Source organism: Xenorhabdus miraniensis (assembly GCF_002632615.1).
In genome coordinates this window covers 75,677-94,922 of the sequence record NZ_NITZ01000012.1, presented here as the reverse complement: position 1 = coordinate 94,922, position 19,246 = coordinate 75,677, and the positions used below count along the sequence as shown (strand labels likewise).

Below are 19,246 nucleotides of genomic sequence, written 5' to 3'. Positions count from 1 at the left end.
TTTGGTCGTTAGATAGAGTTATTAATGAAAATGGCCCACAATCGTGGGCCATTTTATTTTGGCGTAAGCACATTATACCAAAATAGCGGGATCTGCTTTTATTCAATATATTATAGGGAATAAAGTGTTAATAGGGATAAATAATTTCAGTGTGTAAAATTGAATTTTACTGTGATTTTTTATAATTAAAAATATCATATTGAATATAAAACGGTATTGTTATTTTATAATGTCATCCTTACAGGAATAGTCAGTGTATTTTAAAAAACACAACCTAACATTAGCACCTTAAATTTTATTTTTTGAATTTTCTGGGTGACAAATCTCATAATTGATATCATGAATTCCCTTCATGAGGCTATTAAAGAAGTTTTGGGTAAGCGGCAGTAATGATAATAGCTTGCTCAGTAAAATACATTATTAACCACTTTGGATCATTATTCTGGAGCGGTTATCTATTTTATATTTTTTTATGATTTTTCCATGTTAGAGTATAGCCATTGAAAATGATACAAGGAGTTATAAACAGATGTTGAAGATAGCCCTTGAAGCAGTGACTTCAATAAGAAAAAAAACGCAGGATGCTTTTGACGGAGCAGGGAAATTTGATTACAAACCTGATCGTTCTGTTATCACCCAGACTGATTTAATGTTAGAAACAGAACTTCGTGACATATTCACCAGACGCAGCCCGGGCGTGCCTATTTTGGGAGAAGAGTTTGGTCTGGAAGGCGCAGAGAAATTTGAATCAGGTTGGGTAATTGATCCTATTGATGGTACAAGGGCGTTTTTATATGGTATTCCATTATTCAGTACGTTGATTGCTTTCGTTGAACAAGATGAGCCTGTGGTTGGTGTGATGAGCTTCCCGGCAATTTCGACAGTGGTTTATGCTGCAAAAGGTGAAGGTTGTTGGATGAGCGTTGAAGGCAAGCCACTGCGTCAACTCAAAATTGCAGAGAATTCACCGGAAAGGGTGGAACAGGCGGTAATGACTGCCTCAGGAATACACAGTACAAGCTACAATCTTGCCGATGGCACAATCGCTTATAATTTGGATGCACTGGTAAAATCAGCGCGTGATTTTACTTTCGTTAATGATTGTTACCAACATGCAATGGTCGCCGCTGGGCGTCTGCATTGTGCCATTGATACTTTGATGAAACCGTGGGATAGTGCTGCTATCTTGCCTTGCATTAAGGAAGCGGGTGGGGATTTCTGTTCGCTGGACGGCCGTCGGGAAAAAGTGATGTTTGGTGGTAGCTTGATATCGGCATGCACGCCAAAATTGCTTGATAGCGTAGTAGAAAGAATGAATTCTTTTATTATGGATTAAATGTTTTAATGGCCTATCCCATTAGGCTATTTTATTTCATCCTCTAATATAAATAATCGGCGGATTCGACTAATAAGTGCAATTAACATGTATGACTTTATATCCGAAAACGAATATAAAGATAATCCCCCGAATTTCGGGGGATTATCTTACAGATTGTTGACAAACCTCGTTGAAAATAACGGGGTTTGCGGCATTCATGATAAATCATCCTCTTCCGATTTTTCCTCATTCATGCCCACTCCAACCTTTTCCGGAACGTGATTGGGCTTCTGACCCCGTTAAATACTCGAATGTCCCACAGATAAAACCCACAAAGCGGGTTTGAGAAATGTTTCGTGACATGTCACGTTATCACAGTTGTAATTTCAGCCATTTCTTAAACGTTCATTCAACGTTTCCAGAATGAATGCGTTAACCGAAATATGGTGTTCGGCGGCTGCCTGATTCAAGCGTTCTCCAAATGATTCAGGATAACGCAGGGTAAATGTTTTGGTTTTTTCACGTTGCTGATAAGGTTCAATATTGGCCGCTCGGCAATCGTCCAGATATTCATCCAGTGACAATCGGCCTTCGGCATGCAATCCCGCGATACTATCTGCCACAAAATCACAGTAGCCTGACAAGCCTAAAAATTTCCCCCGAAACATGCCAATTTCGGGCACGTAGCTGATAACAGCCGAAAGCCCGGCTATTTCCATGATATTGGTGTGTTGTTTACTCATAATGGCGTCACTCCGATACTTTCCAACCATTCCCGTAAGCCAGCGACTGCGCCTTTGTCTGTATCTGGCGACGGATGCGGACGATGAAAATTGGCAATACTCCCATTTAACAAAAACTTACAGCGAGAACCCCGGCCTTCCTTTATCTCACCGCCTAATGCCTTAATTAAGGACTCAATATCTGACCACTTAATGTCCGAAGATACAGGCGTTTTAAATATCTGTTCCAATGTGCGTTTCTGCCGTGTTCGGAGTGCTGAAACTTGTTTGTTCATATGCCAATACACCGTGACTTCAAATATTGAAGTCATATTAGCATCGATAAAAGTGAAGTCAAATAATGAAGTCATTAAAAAACGCGGATCTTATGATAGTAATGTGACATGTCACCTCATCTGCATTTCAACCTGTCCAGTTCTTGATTATCGACCAACAATTCTATCTTAGTGACGCCAGTAGGAAGCTGGCGTCAGATTATTAAAATTGACAAACAAGCGCTGTATCAAGACAGTTCTGTTGAAAATTATCCCAAAAACCCGGAGGATGATTATCAATATCGCTTTGCAATAGCATGGGTTTGTGCCATTCAAAGTGTTTGAGACCTGCTTTCTTGATAGCTTCCTGATATTGTTCACGGCTCCAGCGATGCATTGTAAAAGGAGTGGGAGGTGTAGTCAGAAATTCAGCTTTCACGAGGGTTGTGTCTTTTATTGGCTCTTCACTAAGCACTTTTATACAGTAATTTTCATAATTCCCTTTCTCTAATCGATAATCAGGTTCAAATGTATAAGCGATTAGTTTACCGGAAGGATTAAGTTGATCGGCAATGATACGAAACATCGCTTCAAGGTCTTCGAGGGACTCTGCATGGCAGAATAACCAGGCAGCATTGATGATGTCGAATTTGCCAAATGATTCCATTTTGCTGACATCTCTTAAATGAAACTCGATATCGTCACCGTATTGTTGCGATTTACTTTTCGCAATTTCTATCATGTTCTTTGATATATCAATGCCAATAACTTTTGAAGCACCTCGTTTTTTGTATTCCCGACTAAATAGACCATACCCACATGCTAAATCTAATACTGATTTTCCCTGTATCTCTCCAGCCAGATTGAAGATGGTTCGGACTTCCACTTCTATATGGGGGGCTGCATCCGAAAAACTTTCGTAAAGATGTGCAATAGGATCATATAAGGCGTTATCTTTCATAATTTTTATCCTTAATTAAAGTCAAGATGTTTTACTTGTCTATGGGATATATTATTTAGTATTGATGTAATAAATATTGGATGCTTTTTCTTATTATATATTAGAGGGTCAGTAATGAGTTAGATATAACTATTTTTATATTGGATCTTTCTTTTGGATAGATTTGAGAAATAAAGATTAAATTTTTTTTAAAAGGAATTTATATATTGAATGTGTTTTATTTTTTATCAACTCACATTCAGTGAGTTGATATTGTCATTATTTTGTTCCCAGAAAGCGATGAATCGCTCTGAGCACTGCATCAGGTTTTTCTGCATGCACCCAATGTCCACAACCTGCAACAACCCATGCTGTCGCTTGTGGATATTGGCTAATAATATCTTCCCGGTATTCTTCGGTAATGTAATCAGAATTTCCACCACGAATAAATAATGCTGGCTGTGACCATACAGGAACACGTTCCCAACCGATGATTTTTTCGTACTCTTGTTGCAGGACAGGCAGGTTGAATTTCCATTCCCCCTGACGGAACGATTTCAGCAGAAACTGAATAACGCCATCTTCCCGGATATCCTGACGCATAATGTCTGTCGCTGCTTGCCGGGTTTGTGCACCTTCTGTTGTGACTTTGTTCAGTGCCGCGAAAATACTGTTGTGGCGGCGGACAGGGTAAGCAACGGGAGCGATATCGATCACCACAATTTTTTCAATACGTTCTGGTGCAACTGCTGTCATGGTCATGGCGATTTTGCCACCCATGGAATGCCCGATAATCGTGGCTTTTGGCACATTCAGTTCATCAAGGAGTGTCAGAACATCTTGTGCCATATCGCGGTAATCCATATTTTCCATTCGTGGTGAAATACCGTGATTACGCACATCAATTTGAATCACCGGATAATGTTGCTGTAAATCACGTCCCAATACGCCAAGGTTGCTTAAATCACCAAAAAGTCCATGAATCAAGACAATGGGGGTGGATGATTGTGGATTTTCCGGTGTGTGGAAATGATAATTTAATTGACTATTTGACTTCATAATTTGCCTGTATTTAATGTCATTTATACAATGTTTAATATTGAGATGTTTAATATCATGACACGCAAGCAGTGACAAACTCAATGGGGTGAAAGAGTTGTAACTGATTGATTTATTTTAGAGGGAAGTTGCTTTTTTGAAGATTAGTAATTTTAAAAAGAATCACTTTAAGTTATTGAAAGTTTAATTGTTTTGTTTTGTGGCATTATATCTTATAATCTCAGGATAATTTTTTCATTAAGAACAGTACTGGATAGAAATGAAAACGATAGAAGTTGATGAAGACCTTTACCGCTTTATTGCAAGCCAAACTCTGCATATCGGTGAAAGTGCATCTGATATTTTACGGCGCATATTGAAATTGGACGCCGGGCAGCCAGTACAAATTACACCGCCTGCCAACGATCCTACATCTGTTGATAAAACTCCTGTTGCCCGTTCTCGTGATGCTGTTCGTGTTATTCGCGAATTACTGCTTTCCGATGAGTACGCTGAAAAGAAAAAATCCGTTGAGCGCTTTATGTTGATCCTGTCCACGCTGTATAGCTTGAACAGTGAAAGTTTTTCTAAAACAACGGAAGCAATGCACGGCCGTACCCGCACCTATTTTGCGGGCGATGAGCACACACTTTTGGCCAGCGGCAAGCAAACCAAGCCACGCCATATCCCCGGTACCCCTTTCTGGGTGATCACAAATACTAACACTGACCGTAAACGTAGCATGATCGAACATGTCATGCAGGATATGAAGTTTCCGGCAAATTTGATTGAAAAAGTGTGTGGCACTATTTAGTTTAGCCCTTTAGTTCAGCCCTGTTAGCTGCCCTAAAGCACTTAACTTATTTATACTGCACTGGAAGGTAAGCCAGTGCAGTCTCCCAGGAGAAAGAACGTGGCAATTCACCCAAGAGCGGGACAACCCGCCCAGCAACATGATTTAATTAATGTTGCCCAACTCACATCACAGTATTACACCTTACAACCACATCCCGAAAATCCAGCACATAAAGTCAAATTTGGCACTTCCGGTCATCGCGGCAGTTCTGGACGCAACAGTTTCAATGAAGCTCATATTCTGGCTATTTCTCAGGCGATCGCAGAAGTTCGTTCACAGCAGGGAATTACAGGGCCATGCTATGTGGGTAAAGATACTCATGCGCTTTCAGAAGCGGCGTTTATTTCCGTATTGGAAGTATTAACGGCAAATGGCGTGGATGTGATTGTGCAGGAAAATAACGGTTTTACCCCGACGCCTGCGATTTCCCATGCCATTTTATGTTACAACCGACAGGGAAAAAATCTGGCTGACGGTATTGTGATCACGCCATCTCATAATCCGCCGGAAGACGGTGGCATTAAATATAATCCCCCCAATGGCGGGCCAGCCGATACCGATTTGACTGCCATCATTGAACGGCGTGCCAACGAGTTACTGGCGAATGATCTTAATGGAATAAAACGGTTGCCTTATGAACAGGCATTGAAGAGTGAGTACCTGCATCCGCAGGATTTGGTTGACCCTTATGTTACAGCGCTGGGTGAAGTTGTGGATATGGCCGCGATTCAGAAAGCCGGCCTGAAAATTGGTATTGATCCATTGGGCGGCTCTGGCATTGCTTACTGGCAGCGCATCGGAGAATACTACAATCTCGATCTGACGCTGGTTAATGATAAGATCGATCAGACATTCCGCTTTATGACACTGGATCATGACGGGGTGGTCCGTATGGATTGTTCATCTCGGTGGGCAATGGCAGGGTTGTTGGAGCTGCGTGGTAAGTTTGATCTGGCTTTTGCCAATGATCCTGATTATGACCGTCACGGGATCATCACACCGGCTGGTTTGATGAACCCTAACCATTATCTGGCGACGGCAGTGGATTACTTATTCCGCCATCGTCCACAATGGCCTGAAAATGTCGCAGTGGGCAAGACACTGGTTTCCAGTGCCATGATTGATCGTGTTGTCGCTGATTTGGGGCGTGAATTAGTCGAAGTTCCTGTCGGTTTTAAATGGTTTGTCGATGGCTTGTATAAAGGTGAACTGGGCTTTGGCGGAGAAGAAAGTGCGGGGGCTTCTTTCCTGCGTTTTGACGGTACGCCATGGTCAACGGATAAAGATGGCATCATTCTGTGTCTGCTGGCTGCTGAAATGACCGCAGTGACCGGGGAAAATCCACAGCAGCGTTATGATAAACTGGCGGCTCAATTCGGTACACCAAGCTATAGCCGTATTCAGGCCGCTGCTACCCATCAGCAAAAAGCGTTGTTATCCAAGTTGTCGCCGGAAATGGTTAAAGCCGACATGCTGGCTGGCGATCCGATCACTGCCCGCCTGACGACGGCACCGGGTAATGGTGCTTCCATTGGGGGTTTGAAAGTGATGAGTGATAACGGTTGGTTTGCCGCCCGTCCTTCTGGCACGGAAGAAGCCTACAAAATCTATTGTGAAAGTTTCCTCGGTGCAGAACATCGCGAAAGAATTGAGCAAGAAGCATTGGAAATCGTCAATCAAGTACTTGCGGCGGGTTAAAGCCATTTCCTTGTTTGACTCGAATAATGAAAGCCGTGGCGTTTGCTGCGGCTTTTTCATTTTTATGGTTGTTATGGTGCCTTATCCCAAAGCCACCATCAAAGCACCTATGGTAATCAAGGCAACGCCTGCGGCAGCGACCAGAGAAACCTTTTCACCGAATAGGATCACCGCCAAAATTACGGCAAATACCACACTTAGCTTATCGATTGGCGTTACTTGGGAAACGTTGCCGTGCTTGATCGCCAGAAAATAGAATAACCAAGAGAGAGCACCAGCAATTCCACTTAATAGAATAAACAGCAACGCCTCACGGTTAGCAAGAATTTCACTGATAAGATTTAATTTTCCTTGTACTACGACAACACCAACGAGAAACAATGCCATGATAACGGCGCGTATGGCAGTTGCTGTGTTGGCATCCAGATTTTGCAATCCGATTTTACCAAAAATAGCCACCAGTGCTGCTGTCAGCGCTGAGAGTAAGGCATAAATCAGCCATGTACTCATATTCAATTAGTCCTATGTGGGTAAAACAGCAAATAAATAGTTCATCCTTTATTCTCCTCCCATCTTTATTAATAAAAGGATGAGGTGAGAAAGTTTAATACAATATTTAATCATTATTTACGTCTTTATTAAAAATAAAATAATCGAAGTTATCTTCCCATATAAAAATATTTAACTATGAAATTGAATTATTGGAGAAAGATTTATCTTATTTTATTCAGCGGGTTATTTATTTTATTGCTCGCAAATTGCACTCAAAATAAAAATTATTTATTCAAAGTTCAGGAGGAGCCAGTGACACATAGTTTGAATCAGATAGCAAATGAACAAATCTACCTGCGTCGTTTAGATGCCTCTGGTACTGAATCCAAAATTTCTCAGGCTTCTGCGCATTGGGTTGATAGGCAGACGCTATTATGGCCAGCGAGTGAAGACGGAACCATTTTCCGCCTGTATCATAATAAAAACAATAAAGTAGAGATCAATAGACAAGGTGATTTGACCGATCATTATTTAACTCTGAAACCGACAACCTTGAGCCAAGAGACAAAGAAAAAGTTCCCTCATTTAGCGAAATGGGCGGCATTCCGTTTGCCTGAGCATACAGATGTTGATCAACTCCTGACTGGAGATTTGGTGGCCGTGGCTGCCAATGAACAAGGTCGGTTGATATCGGCAACTCAAGTGCAAACCGCTGGTGTACTGGATGACCGTTTCGCCGATGTTGCTGATAAATTGGAATATGGTGCGAGGATAAACGATGAAGGCGTGATTTTCAGGTTGTGGGCACCGACCGCACAAGAAGTTGGTTTGGTTATTTATGATAAAAATAAACAAATTATTGCCAAACATGCCATGCGACATGACGCAGAGAGTGGTTCTTGGTCATGGCAGGGGAGTAAGTGTTTAATCGGGGCTTACTACCGCTATGCTTTAAAGGTATTCCATCCATATTCTCGCAATATTGAACGTTATGAAGTGACCGATCCCTATTCTCACAGTCTATCCACCAATTCGGAATATAGTCAGGTCGTCAATCTGAGTGACGAATCCTTAAAACCACAAAACTGGGATAACCTGTTAGCCCCGCATTCGCAAAATACCCCAACGGATATTGCGCGCATGGCTATCCATGAAGCCCATATCCGTGATCTTTCTGTTGCCGATAGGACAATACCAGAAGGTTGGCGTGGTAAGTATTTGGCACTGGCTGACAATAACAGTGATATGTTCAAACATCTTAAGGCCCTAAGCCGGGCAGGAATGACACATATAGAGTTGTTGCCTGTGTTTGATATCGCTTCTGTGAATGAATTTAGCCATCAGGTCGCCGATATTGATCAGCCTTTTAGCCGTCTGTGCCAAATCAACCCAGAGGTGAAAAATAGCCGTTTTGCTGCTTATTGCCATGACTCACTGACCCGCTCATTGACTGTGCGGGAAGTTTTGCAGCAATTACAACGTAATGACAGTATCAATAATCCGCAAGTGCAGGAATTAAATACTATGGTGGCAAAAACGGATTCTTATAACTGGGGTTATGATCCGTTTCATTACACAGTACCCGAAGGCTCTTATGCGACTAACCCTGAAGGTTCAGATCGTATAAAAGAATTTCGTACTATGATACAGGCTATCAAACAGCAATTGGGCATGAATGTAATCATGGATGTTGTTTACAACCATACCGATGGCGCTGGCCCGGCATCCCGAACGTCGGTATTGGATAAGATTGTGCCTTGGTATTACCACCGGTTGGATGAAATAACCGGCCACATTGAAAATAATACGTGCTGTTACGATACGGCACCGGAACGTCGTATGTTTGCCAAGCTTATTGAAGATTCGCTAGTGACTTGGGTTAAAGAATATAAGATAGATGCGTTTCGATTCGATTTAATGGGTTATCACCCTAAAACACAAATTTTATCGGCACTGGCAAAAGTTCGCGCTATTAATCCGTCGATCTACTTTTTCGGGGAGGGATGGAATTCCGGGCAGGATGATCGGTTTGAAACCGCTTCACAGATTAATCTGAAGGGGACTGGCATTGGTACTTTCTCTGACAGATTAAGGGATGCTGTGCGTGGCGGCGGGCCGTTTGATTTTGCTGACAGTATCCGCATTAATCAGGGCGTCGGCAATGGTGTTGGAACATTACCCAATGAAATTGCGCGATTAGATGCAAATGAAATTCGCCATTTGTGGGATTTGGTGCGTCTTGGTATGGCTGGCAATTTGGCTGACTTTGTCATGATTGATAAAGATGGTGCGGTGAAAGCCGGCCGGGAAATTGATTATAAAGGTGCCGCTGCGGGTTATGCCTCAGAGCCTATTGAAGTGCTGAATTATGTCTCTAAGCACGATAATCAAACGTTGTGGGATATCATTAGTTATAAAGCTGCACCGCAGGCAGATCTCATGACAAGGGTTCGTATGCAGGCAGTTTCTCTTGCCACAATATTTCTTGGGCAAGGCTTGGCTTTTGATCAGCAAGGATCAGAGTTATTACGCTCAAAATCGTTTACCCGTGATTCTTATAATGCAGGTGATTGGTTTAATCGTGTGAGTTATGACTACAAGGATAATAACTATGATGTGGGAATGCCGGAACGTAGCAATGATGGTAACAATTATCCACTGATTAATCGCGTTAAAAATCGGGTAAAAAAACCAGGCCAACATGAATTATTACAGATGAACGCATTTTATCAGGAGTTATTGCGATTGCGTCAATTTTCACCTTTGATGACGTTGGGTGATGGTGCTTCCATTAAGCAACGAGTTGATTTTGTAAATGTTGGCCCACGTCAGCAAATAGGATTATTGGTAATGACCATTGATGATGGCAACACGACATCTCATGATTGTGATTGGCGATTTGATGGTTTGGTGGTGATGATTAATGCTGCTCCGTGGTCTATGACTGTTAAGGATCTGAGCGTTGAAGGGTTGAAATTAAATGATATTCAACGTGAGTTGGGCAAGGATTCTCTGGCTGCGGGAATACAAATAACGGAAAAGGGTGAAGTCACCATGCCGGCTTGGTCAGCAGCAGTGTTGGTTTTACCTCAGGAAGGAATGCGTGGTACAGGGCTGCCTGTCCGCCGGAAGTAGTGTGGCGCTATTTTTGGTTTTATGGATTTATGAATTTCATGCCCTTAGATTTTGCCTTGGGGCATGATTTTTTACGGTATGCGGCTTTATATAAATAGCCCAAGCCGGGCAGTTAAGGGTAGGTTGTTTAAGTAGATTGTTTGGGTAGGTTTTTGAAACAGATTGTTTAAGGCATAAACCGATAACCTATCCCTGTTTCTGTCAGCAAGTGCTTAGGGCGGGCGGGATCAGCTTCTAATTTTTGCCGCAGGTGCCCCATGTAAATTCTCAGATAATGATTGTGTTCAACGAAATTTGGTCCCCAAACATGATTAAGTAAATGGCGTTGAGTCAGCACCTTACCGCTGTTAGTGAGCAGTTCGGTCAGTAAGCGGTACTCAATGGGGGTCAGGTGAAGCTCATTCTGTCCTTTTAAAACCCGACGATTTACCAAGTCCACTTGGATATCTGAAAAGTGGATCACAGGGTCGAATTGGTTGGCTTTAGATGAGCGGCGCAGGGCAACGCGAACTCTGGCGATCAATTCGTTGATGCCAAAAGGTTTACTTAGATAATCGTCAGCGCCACAATCCAGAGCCGTGACTTTATCTTGTTCGCTGTCACGGGCGGAAAGCACAATAATTGGAATATCGCTCCACTGGCGTATATCTTCGATCAAGTCAATGCCATTGCCGTCAGGCAATCCCAAATCAAGGATCAATAAATCAGGTTTGCGGGTGGCGGTTTCAATTAAACCTCGTTTCAATGTATCGCATTCAAAAACCTGCCAGTTTTCTCCTTCCAGTGCTAATCGGACAAAACGCCGGATCTCTTTTTCATCTTCGACGATTAGGATAGTACTGTTTTTAATAGTACGAGCATGCGTTGTACTGACAGTAGCTGAATTCAGATTAGTTGTACTCACATTTCCTCGAGGGCGTCTTCAATTTTAGGTGGATTTGCTAACGGTAGAATAAAGTGAAAACTGGCTCCACCTTTTTTATTGTTATTTGCCCATATCTTTCCTCCATGAATATCAATAATAGATTGGCAGATGGCTAAACCCAATCCAACACCCGGTATGGCAGATTCTTTGCTGGCGCGTGAGAATTTATCAAAAATAAGTTGTTCCTGTCCGGGGGGAATGCCTGTTCCTGCATCCCAGACTTCGATATGTACCTGTCTTTGATCAGTTTTTTGTTCAATGGTGGCCTTTATACCAAGAGGGGTATGTTCATCGGTATATTTTATGGCATTTTCCAGCAAGTTGATAAAAACGCGTTCCAACAAAGCGGCATCACAATGCAGAAGTAAATGGGCAGGTAGAGAAAGTTCTACGGTATAACGATTAAGGGTATATTCCAGTGAACGCAAAGCGCTGCCGACAATTTCTTCCAACGAATACCATTCGAGATTGAGCTGAATCCCGCCTGATTGAATGCGCGCCATATCCAGCAGATTATTAACCAGTCGTGAAGTGCTGAGAATTTGCTGGCGGATTTGGTTAACTTGTTGGGTGTGTACTGAATTTTCAGCGGATAAATCCAACATGAGGATTTCTGTTTGTCCAAATAACACAGTTAACGGAGTACGTAAATCGTGAGACAAAGCGGCTAACAAAGAGTTGCGGAGTTGTTCCCGCTCGGTTTCCAATTTGGCAGATTCAGCGCTGCGGGTAAGGTGTAAGCGTTCCAGTGCGTTGGCGATAATTCCCGTGAAGGTTTGTAATAACCGTTGTTGTTCCGGGACGAGTAGCTGGCGCAGGTTCGAGGATTCAATGGCAAGAATGGCAAATACTTGTGAAGGTGTGGCAATAGGCAATAATTGGTAAGGTACTCCCGGTAATGTATCAGTACCCGCCCCGGCAGGTTGTTTTTTATCAAAGCACCATTTGGCAACTGCTTCGTCAATTTGCATCTGACCACCGTCATTGGATTTTACCTGATATAAATGATGGTTGCTGTCTGGCAGCAACAGCCCTGTTTTTGCCTGAAAGCTATTGGATAAAAAGTGATAGCTGATACGGGCAATATCTTCTTCATTCATGGCCTTGCTCAGTTCACGGGTAATTTCATATAGATGCCGTGTGCGTTGCTCACGATAACGGGCAATTCTGGCCTGATAGCGTATACCCGCAGTCAGGTTTCCTACGACAGCACCGACAATCAGCATGACAGTAAATGTGAGCAGGTACTGCATGTCCGTAACCGCCAGTGACCAGTGCGGTTGGACAAAGAAAATGTCGAAACTAATGACGTTGACAAAAGCAGCAAAAACCGACGGCCAACGACCATAAAAAAGGGCGATGATGACAACACCGAGCAGGTAGAGTGTCACCAGATTGGCTTTATCAAGGGTGAATAAGAAAGTGCGGGAAAATAGAGTAATGAGGGCGCAGAGTACGATAGCCATCATGAAACCCTGAATCGGGACCCGCCATTTTTCATTGAATGATCGGTTATCTTTTTGTTCTTTATCCCAACGTTTTTTGTCTTCCAAAGCAACAATAATTAAATCAAGGTCTGGGCCTAGTTTTCCCAGTCTTTCTGAAAAATCGGGACGCCATTTATAGCCAAAGAGTGTCGGGTCAAAGAGTGTCGGGTGTGAGTCGTAATAGCGGCCAATAAGGATTTTGCCCAGATTATGTTCTCTTGCATAGCGCAGGATCGCTTTTTCTTCATGAGAATCGGAAAGTGTTGCGGTTTCAGCTCCCAGATCTTGTGCTAGTTTCAGGGCCTTCAAGATGGTACGCCGTTTGCTTTCTGGCAGCCGGTGTAATCTGGGGGTTTCAACGTAAACAGCGTGCCAGACACAATCTAACTTTGCTGCCAAACGGGCCGCTTTTCGAACTAATTTTTCATTGCCGGCGTTGTAACCAATGCATAACAGCAAATTATCCCGCGTGTGCCATACAGGCTCTTTTCCCCGGGTATCACGAATAGCACGCATTTGATCATCAACGCGATCTGCTGTGCGACGCAGTGCCAATTCACGCAGAGCAATCAGGTTCTCTTTACGAAAGAAATGTTCAATGGCTCGTTCGGCCTGATCTGAAAGATAAACTTTGCCGTCTTTGAGCCGTTGGCGCAGATCATCAGGGGGAAGATCAACCAGAACAACATCATCGGCCTGATCAAAGATATGATCGGGAATGGTTTCCCGAACACGAATACCCGTAATACCACCGACAATATCGTTCAGGCTTTCCAAATGTTGCACGTTGATGGTGGTCAGAACATCAATGCCTGCTTCCAGTAATTCTTCAACATCCTGCCAGCGTTTGGGATGCCGGCAACCCTGAGGGTTACTGAATGCCAGTTCATCCATCAGAATAATGGCCGGATGGCGGGCGAGCGCGGCATCAATATCAAATGCGGCAACCCTTCGCTCGTGATGGCGGAAGTACTTTGATGATAACCGGGGCAATCCTTTCAGCAGGGCGGCGGTTTCTTGTCGCTCATGGGTTTCAACAACGCCGATAATAACATCCAGACCTTGAGCCAGCAGGCGTTGGGCTTCTTGTAGCATGGCATAGGTTTTGCCGACACCGGCGCAAGCCCCGAAAAATATTTTGAGCTTGCCGCGGGGTTTTTCATTTGCCAATGCCAGTAAATCATCTGGATCAGGACGTTGAGGTTCATTTTGAGCCATCGCTTATTTACCCCTTGTTTTTAGGTAGCCTGTTTTTAGGTTGCTTGTATTCAGGTTATCCAGTGCCAGATTCAGTTCCAGTACATTGACTACGGGTTCACCCATATATCCCAGCAGGGGATGTTTAATATTTTTCTGAATTAATTCATCAATCACCTGTAGCGGTAGATGACGGGCTGTCGCCACACGTTGTGCCTGAAACTCGGCTGCCGCAGGAGAGATATGGGGATCAAGCCCACTACCGGAAGCTGTCACTAAATCGACAGGAATCGAAAGGTTTTCAGGGTAATTAAATAGGCGTGCTTTAATAGTGTTTTCGTGAATTTTACTGATCAACGCCGGATTAGTTACAGCGAGGTTACTGCCTCCGGATGATAGTGTGTTATACGGTTTTTCTGCCGTCATGGAAGGACGTCCATGAAAATAGACGGATTTCGTAAAGTTCTGACCGATTAATTCAGAACCAACTAATATGCCATTTTGCTTAATCAACGAACCCTGAGCCTGATGGGGAAATAGGACATCTGATATCCCTGTCACCAGAAGTGGGTAGGCAATTCCGGTAATTAGGGTAAGAAATGCCAGTAAAACAATCGAAGAGCGTAACCAAATCATTCTCATCACCTTATTTAAAAACTAATGCAGTGAGTAACATGTCAATGATCTTGATACCGACAAAGGGGACAAGCAAACCGCCAAGGCCATAAATCCATAGGTTTCGGCGTAAGAGTGACAGTGCGTTCATTGGCCGGTAATTGACGCCTGTTAAGGCTAATGGAAGCAAAAATATAATGATTATCGCATTGAAAATGACAGCAGACAGCACCGCAGATTCTGGCGAGTGAAGGTGCATGATGTTCAGGGTATTAAGCTGTGGATAGGTGACGGCAAAGGCAGCAGGAATGATAGCGAAATATTTGGCGATATCATTGGCAATGCTGAACGTTGTCAGGGAGCCGCGAGTCATCAGCATCTGTTTGCCAATATGCACAACTTCAATCAGCTTGGTGGGATTGGAATCCAAGTCCACCATATTGCCTGCCTCTTTTGCTGCTTGTGTTCCCGAATTCATTGCAACCGCAACATCCGCTTGTGCCAGTGCCGGTGCATCATTTGTACCATCACCTGTCATGGCGACCAGACGTCCTTCAGACTGATATTGGCGAATTAAGGCCAATTTCGCTTCGGGAGTGGCCTCTGCCAGAAAATCATCAACGCCTGCTTCCGCTGCAATGGCTGCGGCAGTCAGATGGTTATCCCCCGTAATCATCACGGTCTTGATCCCCATTTTGCGCATTTCACTGAAACGCTCTTTGATCCCGCCTTTAACAATATCTTTTAAGGCAACTACACCCAAGACCTGTTGATTCTCAGCAACAACGAGAGGTGTTTCTCCTTTGTGGGCAACTTGTTGTACCAACTGATCAATCGCATGAGGAAAATGGCTGTGGTTGGCTTCGATGTAGCGACGAATAGCATCGACTGCGCCTTTGCGTATCATGCGATCTCCAATGTTGACGCCGCTCATGCGTGTCATTGCAGAGAAAGGAACAAATGTGGCATTTAATGTCCGAAGATCGCGCTCACGCATATTGAAACGTTGCTTTGCCAGAATCACGATGCTACGTCCTTCCGGTGTCTCATCTGCAAGGGAAGAAAGTTGGGCGGCATCGGCCAATTGCTGTTCCGTTACGCCGGGCGCGGGTAAAAATTGAGAAGCCTGACGATTACCTAATGTAATCGTGCCTGTTTTATCCAATAGCAGGACATCTACATCACCCGCCGCTTCAATGGCACGCCCACTTGTGGCAATGACATTGGCTTCTAACATACGGCTCATTCCGGCAACACCAATGGCTGAAAGTAATCCGCCAATGGTGGTGGGGATCAGACAAACCAGTAGTGCGACTAATACGGTAAGGGAAATAGGAGTACCTGATTGATTAACATGCACACTAAACAAAGAAAAAGGCAGAAGACTAATACAAACCAGTAGGAAAATAATGGTTAATGCAGTGAGTAAAATAGTGAGGGCAATTTCATTGGGTGTTTTGCGGCGCTTGGCTCCTTCAACCATTGAGATCATTCTGTCCAGAAAGGTTTCCCCTGGATTGACAGTACATTCAATGACTAACCAATCTGATAAAACCCGTGTGCCACCAGTAACAGAAGAGAAATCGCCTCCTGATTCGCGAATGACCGGAGCTGATTCTCCTGTAATGGCACTTTCATCAACAGAAGCGCCTCCTTCAAGGACTTCGCCATCACAGGGAATAATTTCTCCCGCCTCTACCAACACGATGTCTCCTTTGCGCAACGTGTCAGAAATGACTTTTTCCTTTGTAGCTTCACGGCTAGGGGATGCCAGTCTTATAGCCCAACTGGTTCTTTTTACACCTTTTAAGCTGGATGCCTGAGCTTTGCTACGCCCTTCAGCCAGTGCTTCAGCAAAGTTGGCAAATAGCACGGTAAACCATAACCAGAGTGCAATCGCACCAGTAAATAGTAAGTTATTGATGAATAATAAATTATTGGTGAATAACAAGTGACTGGTCAATGTCACGTTCCCTGTCAATTTCCCTACTAATAGGCTGAACCATAAGGCTGTGGTCAGGCAACTTCCCAGATAAACAACGAACATGACGGGGTTATGCCATTGATGGGCTGGATGGCATTTTTTAAACGAATCAATGAGGGCATGGCGAATTAAGGTGGGTTCAAATAAGGCTTGTTGTTTGTTTTTCATGAGTTACCTCACACTTTACTGCCAAAGTTGTAAATGTTCTGCGATAGGGCCAAGAGCCAGAGCAGGAATAAACGTGAGTGCGCCGATCAGCAGAATGACCAGAATTAATAACCCGATGAAGAGAGAACCGTGGGTTGGTAGAGTACCGCTGCTGATAGGTTGGCGTTTTTTGCGGATCATGGAGCCTGCGATAGCCAAAACAGGAAGAATGACACCAAAGCGTCCCAGAAACATGACCGTTCCCAACAGCAGGTTATAAAAGATGTTGTTAGCATGCAGGCCGGCAAAGGCACTACCATTATTATTGGCTGCGGATGAGAGAGCATAAAGTATTTCAGTAAAGCCGTGAGCGCCGGGGTTTGCAATTCCGCTGCGTCCAGCGTCGGTTGAAATGGCCAGAGTCGTTCCCAACAAAACAAGGGAAGGGGTGACTAAAATCGCTAATGCGACCATTTTCATATCGTAAACATCGATTTTTTTGCCTAAGTATTCTGGTGCGCGGCCAATCATCAAACCTGCGATAAATACCGCGAGCAGAACGAATAGCAACATGCCATAAAGGCCGGAGCCTACGCCGCCGAATATCACTTCGCCGATTTGCATCAACCAAAGTGGAACCATTCCGCCCAGTGCGGTGAAGGAATCATGCATTGAATTCACGGCACCACAGGAAGCCGCCGTGGTAACAACACTATAAAGGGCAGAAGCCAGAATACCAAAACGGGTTTCTTTTCCTTCCATATTAAAGTGGCTACTGATGTTGGGCTGTATAAGGTGGGGATTTCCCGCCATTTCGGCATACATTACAACGCTCACGGCAACAATGAAGACAATGCTCATTGTCCAGAGTAAGGCGTATCCTTGACGGTTATCGCCAACGACCAGACCAAATGTGAAACACAGGGCACAGGGGATCAAAAAAATAGCCAGAATTTGTACAAAATTACTCAGTGCGGTTGGGTTTTCAAATGGATGGGCTGAGTTCGCGCCAAAAAAACCGCCCCCATTCGTTCCCAGAAGTTTTATCGCTTCTTGAGATGCAACCGGTCCCATAGGGAGTAATTGTTGCTGGCCTTCAAGGGGATGGATGAGCACATAAGAGGAAAAATTTTGGAGAACCCCCTGACTGACAAAGAATAAGGCAATGATAATAGCGAGCGGAAGCAAGAGGTATAAAGTGATGCGTGTTATATCGATCCACGCATTTCCCAATGTGTGAATACCTTGACGGGAAAATGCCCGCATTAAGGTGAAAGCTATGGAAATGCCTGTCGCTGCCGAGAGAAAGTTTTGCACAGTCAAGCCAGCCATTTGGCTCAGATAGCTGAGAGTATTTTCTCCACTATAAGCCTGCCAATTGGTATTAGTGATAAAACTGATCGCTGTATTCAGTGCAAGATCCCATTTCAGGCCAGCAAGATGTTGTGGATTTAATGGCAGATATTCCTGATTTAGCAGTAGGACAAATAATAAAAGTAATCCGGCGATATTGAAGATGAGAATGGTGAAGGCGTATTGCCACCAGCTCATTTCTTTAATGTCACTGCCGGGCTTTTGCAGGCCACAGCAGCGCCACAGGCCCATTTCTGTTTTCGTGAGCCAGCGGGGTAATGTTCCTTCGACTAGACTGGCAATGAGATTGCCGAGCGGTTTGCTCAATAAAAATAGCGTGAGTAAAAAACTGGCAATCAATAGAAAAGCGGATGCTGCCATTTAGAAATCCTCCGCATTTAACAACGCATAAATCAGGTAGCTCAATAATAGAATTACCAGAAAAATTCCAATAATGAGGAATATATTCATGGTATATCTCCTTATCTATTTCTTTAATAATTAGCCAGTTACAGCATATAAATGACTATATAAAGAAGTTGTTAAAAGAGATCCTGAAAGTATAAAAAAAGTATAAATGACAAACGGAATAAGTTGATAAGACGTTATTAAAGCAAAGTGTAGCAAACTCTGGTTGGTTAATTTTTTGTTTTCAATTTGTTGGTTTTGTTTCTGTTTAGGTATGAGTTTTGTAATTAAATTACGTTATCAGAGAAAAAGAGTGACTTTCCACACTAAAAAAGTGGTCGGATGAGTAGTAAGTTTTCATTTTATCAGGTAAAATTTTATACATCTTACAGGTTCAGCCCATGAGGAAGGTTCCAATGTCTATTTATCGTGAATGCTCTTGTTATCGTGAATACTCTTGGCATCAGGTTCTCTTGCGGCGTATTGGCGCTGTATCATTGGGCGTCATTGCGCTTCCTGTCATGCTGTTTCGCCGTGATCGTGCCCGTTTTTATAGCTATTTGCATAAAGTATGGATAAAAACCAGCGATAAGCCAGTATGGTTGGAATGTTCAGAAATGGCCGCAGGTAACCGAAATCGCTAAGATGGCATTATG

Annotated in this window: 16 protein-coding genes; 5 read left to right on the top strand and 11 right to left on the bottom strand. The window is 43.6% G+C overall.

Translation table 11 applies throughout. The features are described from left to right. Positions 1-529 precede the first annotated feature (529 nt). Entirely contained in the window at positions 530-1,336 is an 807-nt protein-coding gene (locus Xmir_RS12725; RefSeq protein WP_099114609.1) for an inositol monophosphatase family protein, read from the top strand. A 368-nt stretch (positions 1,337-1,704) separates the two neighbouring features. On the opposite strand, the gene Xmir_RS12720 is transcribed toward Xmir_RS12725, so the two are convergent. From Xmir_RS12720 to ybfF, 4 genes are all read right to left on the bottom strand, one after another. After that, a complete protein-coding gene (locus tag Xmir_RS12720; protein WP_099114608.1) occupies positions 1,705-2,061 on the bottom strand; it encodes a type II toxin-antitoxin system HicB family antitoxin in 357 nt (118 codons plus the stop codon). Then, positions 2,058-2,336, bottom strand: a complete 279-nt coding sequence (locus tag Xmir_RS12715; RefSeq protein ID WP_099114647.1) for a type II toxin-antitoxin system HicA family toxin — start codon at positions 2,334-2,336, stop codon at positions 2,058-2,060. The genes Xmir_RS12720 and Xmir_RS12715 overlap by 4 nt, the downstream gene beginning before the upstream one ends. Before the next feature lie 202 nt (positions 2,337-2,538). Further along, entirely contained in the window at positions 2,539-3,276 is a 738-nt protein-coding gene (locus Xmir_RS12710) for a class I SAM-dependent DNA methyltransferase (protein ID WP_099114607.1), read from the bottom strand. Between the two features lie 258 nt (positions 3,277-3,534). After that, complete coding sequence (gene ybfF, locus Xmir_RS12705; protein WP_099114606.1) at positions 3,535-4,314, bottom strand: esterase; 780 nt, start codon at positions 4,312-4,314, stop codon at positions 3,535-3,537. 259 nt (positions 4,315-4,573) lie between these two features. Here ybfF and seqA point away from each other — a divergent pair, with 259 nt between their 5' ends. Beyond that, entirely contained in the window at positions 4,574-5,107 is a 534-nt protein-coding gene (gene seqA / locus Xmir_RS12700; protein ID WP_099114605.1) for a replication initiation negative regulator SeqA, read from the top strand. 99 nt (positions 5,108-5,206) lie between these two features. Continuing rightward, positions 5,207-6,847 (top strand): phosphoglucomutase (alpha-D-glucose-1,6-bisphosphate-dependent), encoded by a 1,641-nt coding sequence (gene pgm, locus Xmir_RS12695; RefSeq protein ID WP_099114604.1) that lies wholly within the window; start codon positions 5,207-5,209, stop codon positions 6,845-6,847. 81 nt (positions 6,848-6,928) lie between these two features. Here pgm and Xmir_RS12690 read toward each other — a convergent pair whose 3' ends face one another. Beyond that, on the bottom strand, positions 6,929-7,357 hold the full coding sequence (locus Xmir_RS12690; protein WP_099114603.1) for an EamA family transporter: 429 nt from the start codon (positions 7,355-7,357) through the stop codon (positions 6,929-6,931). 294 nt (positions 7,358-7,651) lie between these two features. Between Xmir_RS12690 and pulA the strand changes: the two genes are divergently transcribed. Continuing rightward, positions 7,652-10,474: a pullulanase-type alpha-1,6-glucosidase gene (pulA, locus tag Xmir_RS12685; protein WP_099114646.1), complete on the top strand. Its 2,823-nt coding sequence runs from the start codon at positions 7,652-7,654 to the stop codon at positions 10,472-10,474. 166 nt (positions 10,475-10,640) lie between these two features. Here pulA and kdpE read toward each other — a convergent pair whose 3' ends face one another. From kdpE to kdpF, 6 genes are read right to left on the bottom strand one after another with little or no spacing between them, the layout of a single operon-like run. Continuing rightward, a complete protein-coding gene (kdpE, locus tag Xmir_RS12680) occupies positions 10,641-11,324 on the bottom strand; it encodes a two-component system response regulator KdpE (protein ID WP_167385982.1) in 684 nt (227 codons plus the stop codon). 50 nt (positions 11,325-11,374) lie between these two features. Beyond that, positions 11,375-14,104, bottom strand: a complete 2,730-nt coding sequence (gene kdpD / locus Xmir_RS12675; protein WP_099114602.1) for a two-component system sensor histidine kinase KdpD — start codon at positions 14,102-14,104, stop codon at positions 11,375-11,377. A 3-nt stretch (positions 14,105-14,107) separates the two neighbouring features. Then, complete coding sequence (kdpC, locus tag Xmir_RS12670; RefSeq protein ID WP_099114601.1) at positions 14,108-14,719, bottom strand: potassium-transporting ATPase subunit KdpC; 612 nt, start codon at positions 14,717-14,719, stop codon at positions 14,108-14,110. A gap of 10 nt (positions 14,720-14,729) precedes the next feature. Then, on the bottom strand, positions 14,730-16,850 hold the full coding sequence (gene kdpB / locus Xmir_RS12665; protein ID WP_099114600.1) for a potassium-transporting ATPase subunit KdpB: 2,121 nt from the start codon (positions 16,848-16,850) through the stop codon (positions 14,730-14,732). Positions 16,851-16,865: 15 nt separating this feature from the next. Further along, entirely contained in the window at positions 16,866-18,563 is a 1,698-nt protein-coding gene (gene kdpA / locus Xmir_RS12660) for a potassium-transporting ATPase subunit KdpA (RefSeq protein WP_099114599.1), read from the bottom strand. Next, positions 18,564-18,653, bottom strand: coding sequence for a K(+)-transporting ATPase subunit F (gene kdpF, locus Xmir_RS34045; RefSeq protein WP_099114598.1), 90 nt, complete (start codon positions 18,651-18,653; stop codon positions 18,564-18,566). 353 nt (positions 18,654-19,006) lie between these two features. Here kdpF and Xmir_RS12650 point away from each other — a divergent pair, with 353 nt between their 5' ends. Continuing rightward, positions 19,007-19,234 carry a YbfA family protein gene (locus tag Xmir_RS12650; protein ID WP_099114597.1) on the top strand — a complete coding sequence of 76 codons (228 nt, stop codon included), beginning with the start codon at positions 19,007-19,009 and terminating at the stop codon, positions 19,232-19,234. Positions 19,235-19,246: the final 12 nt, after the last annotated feature.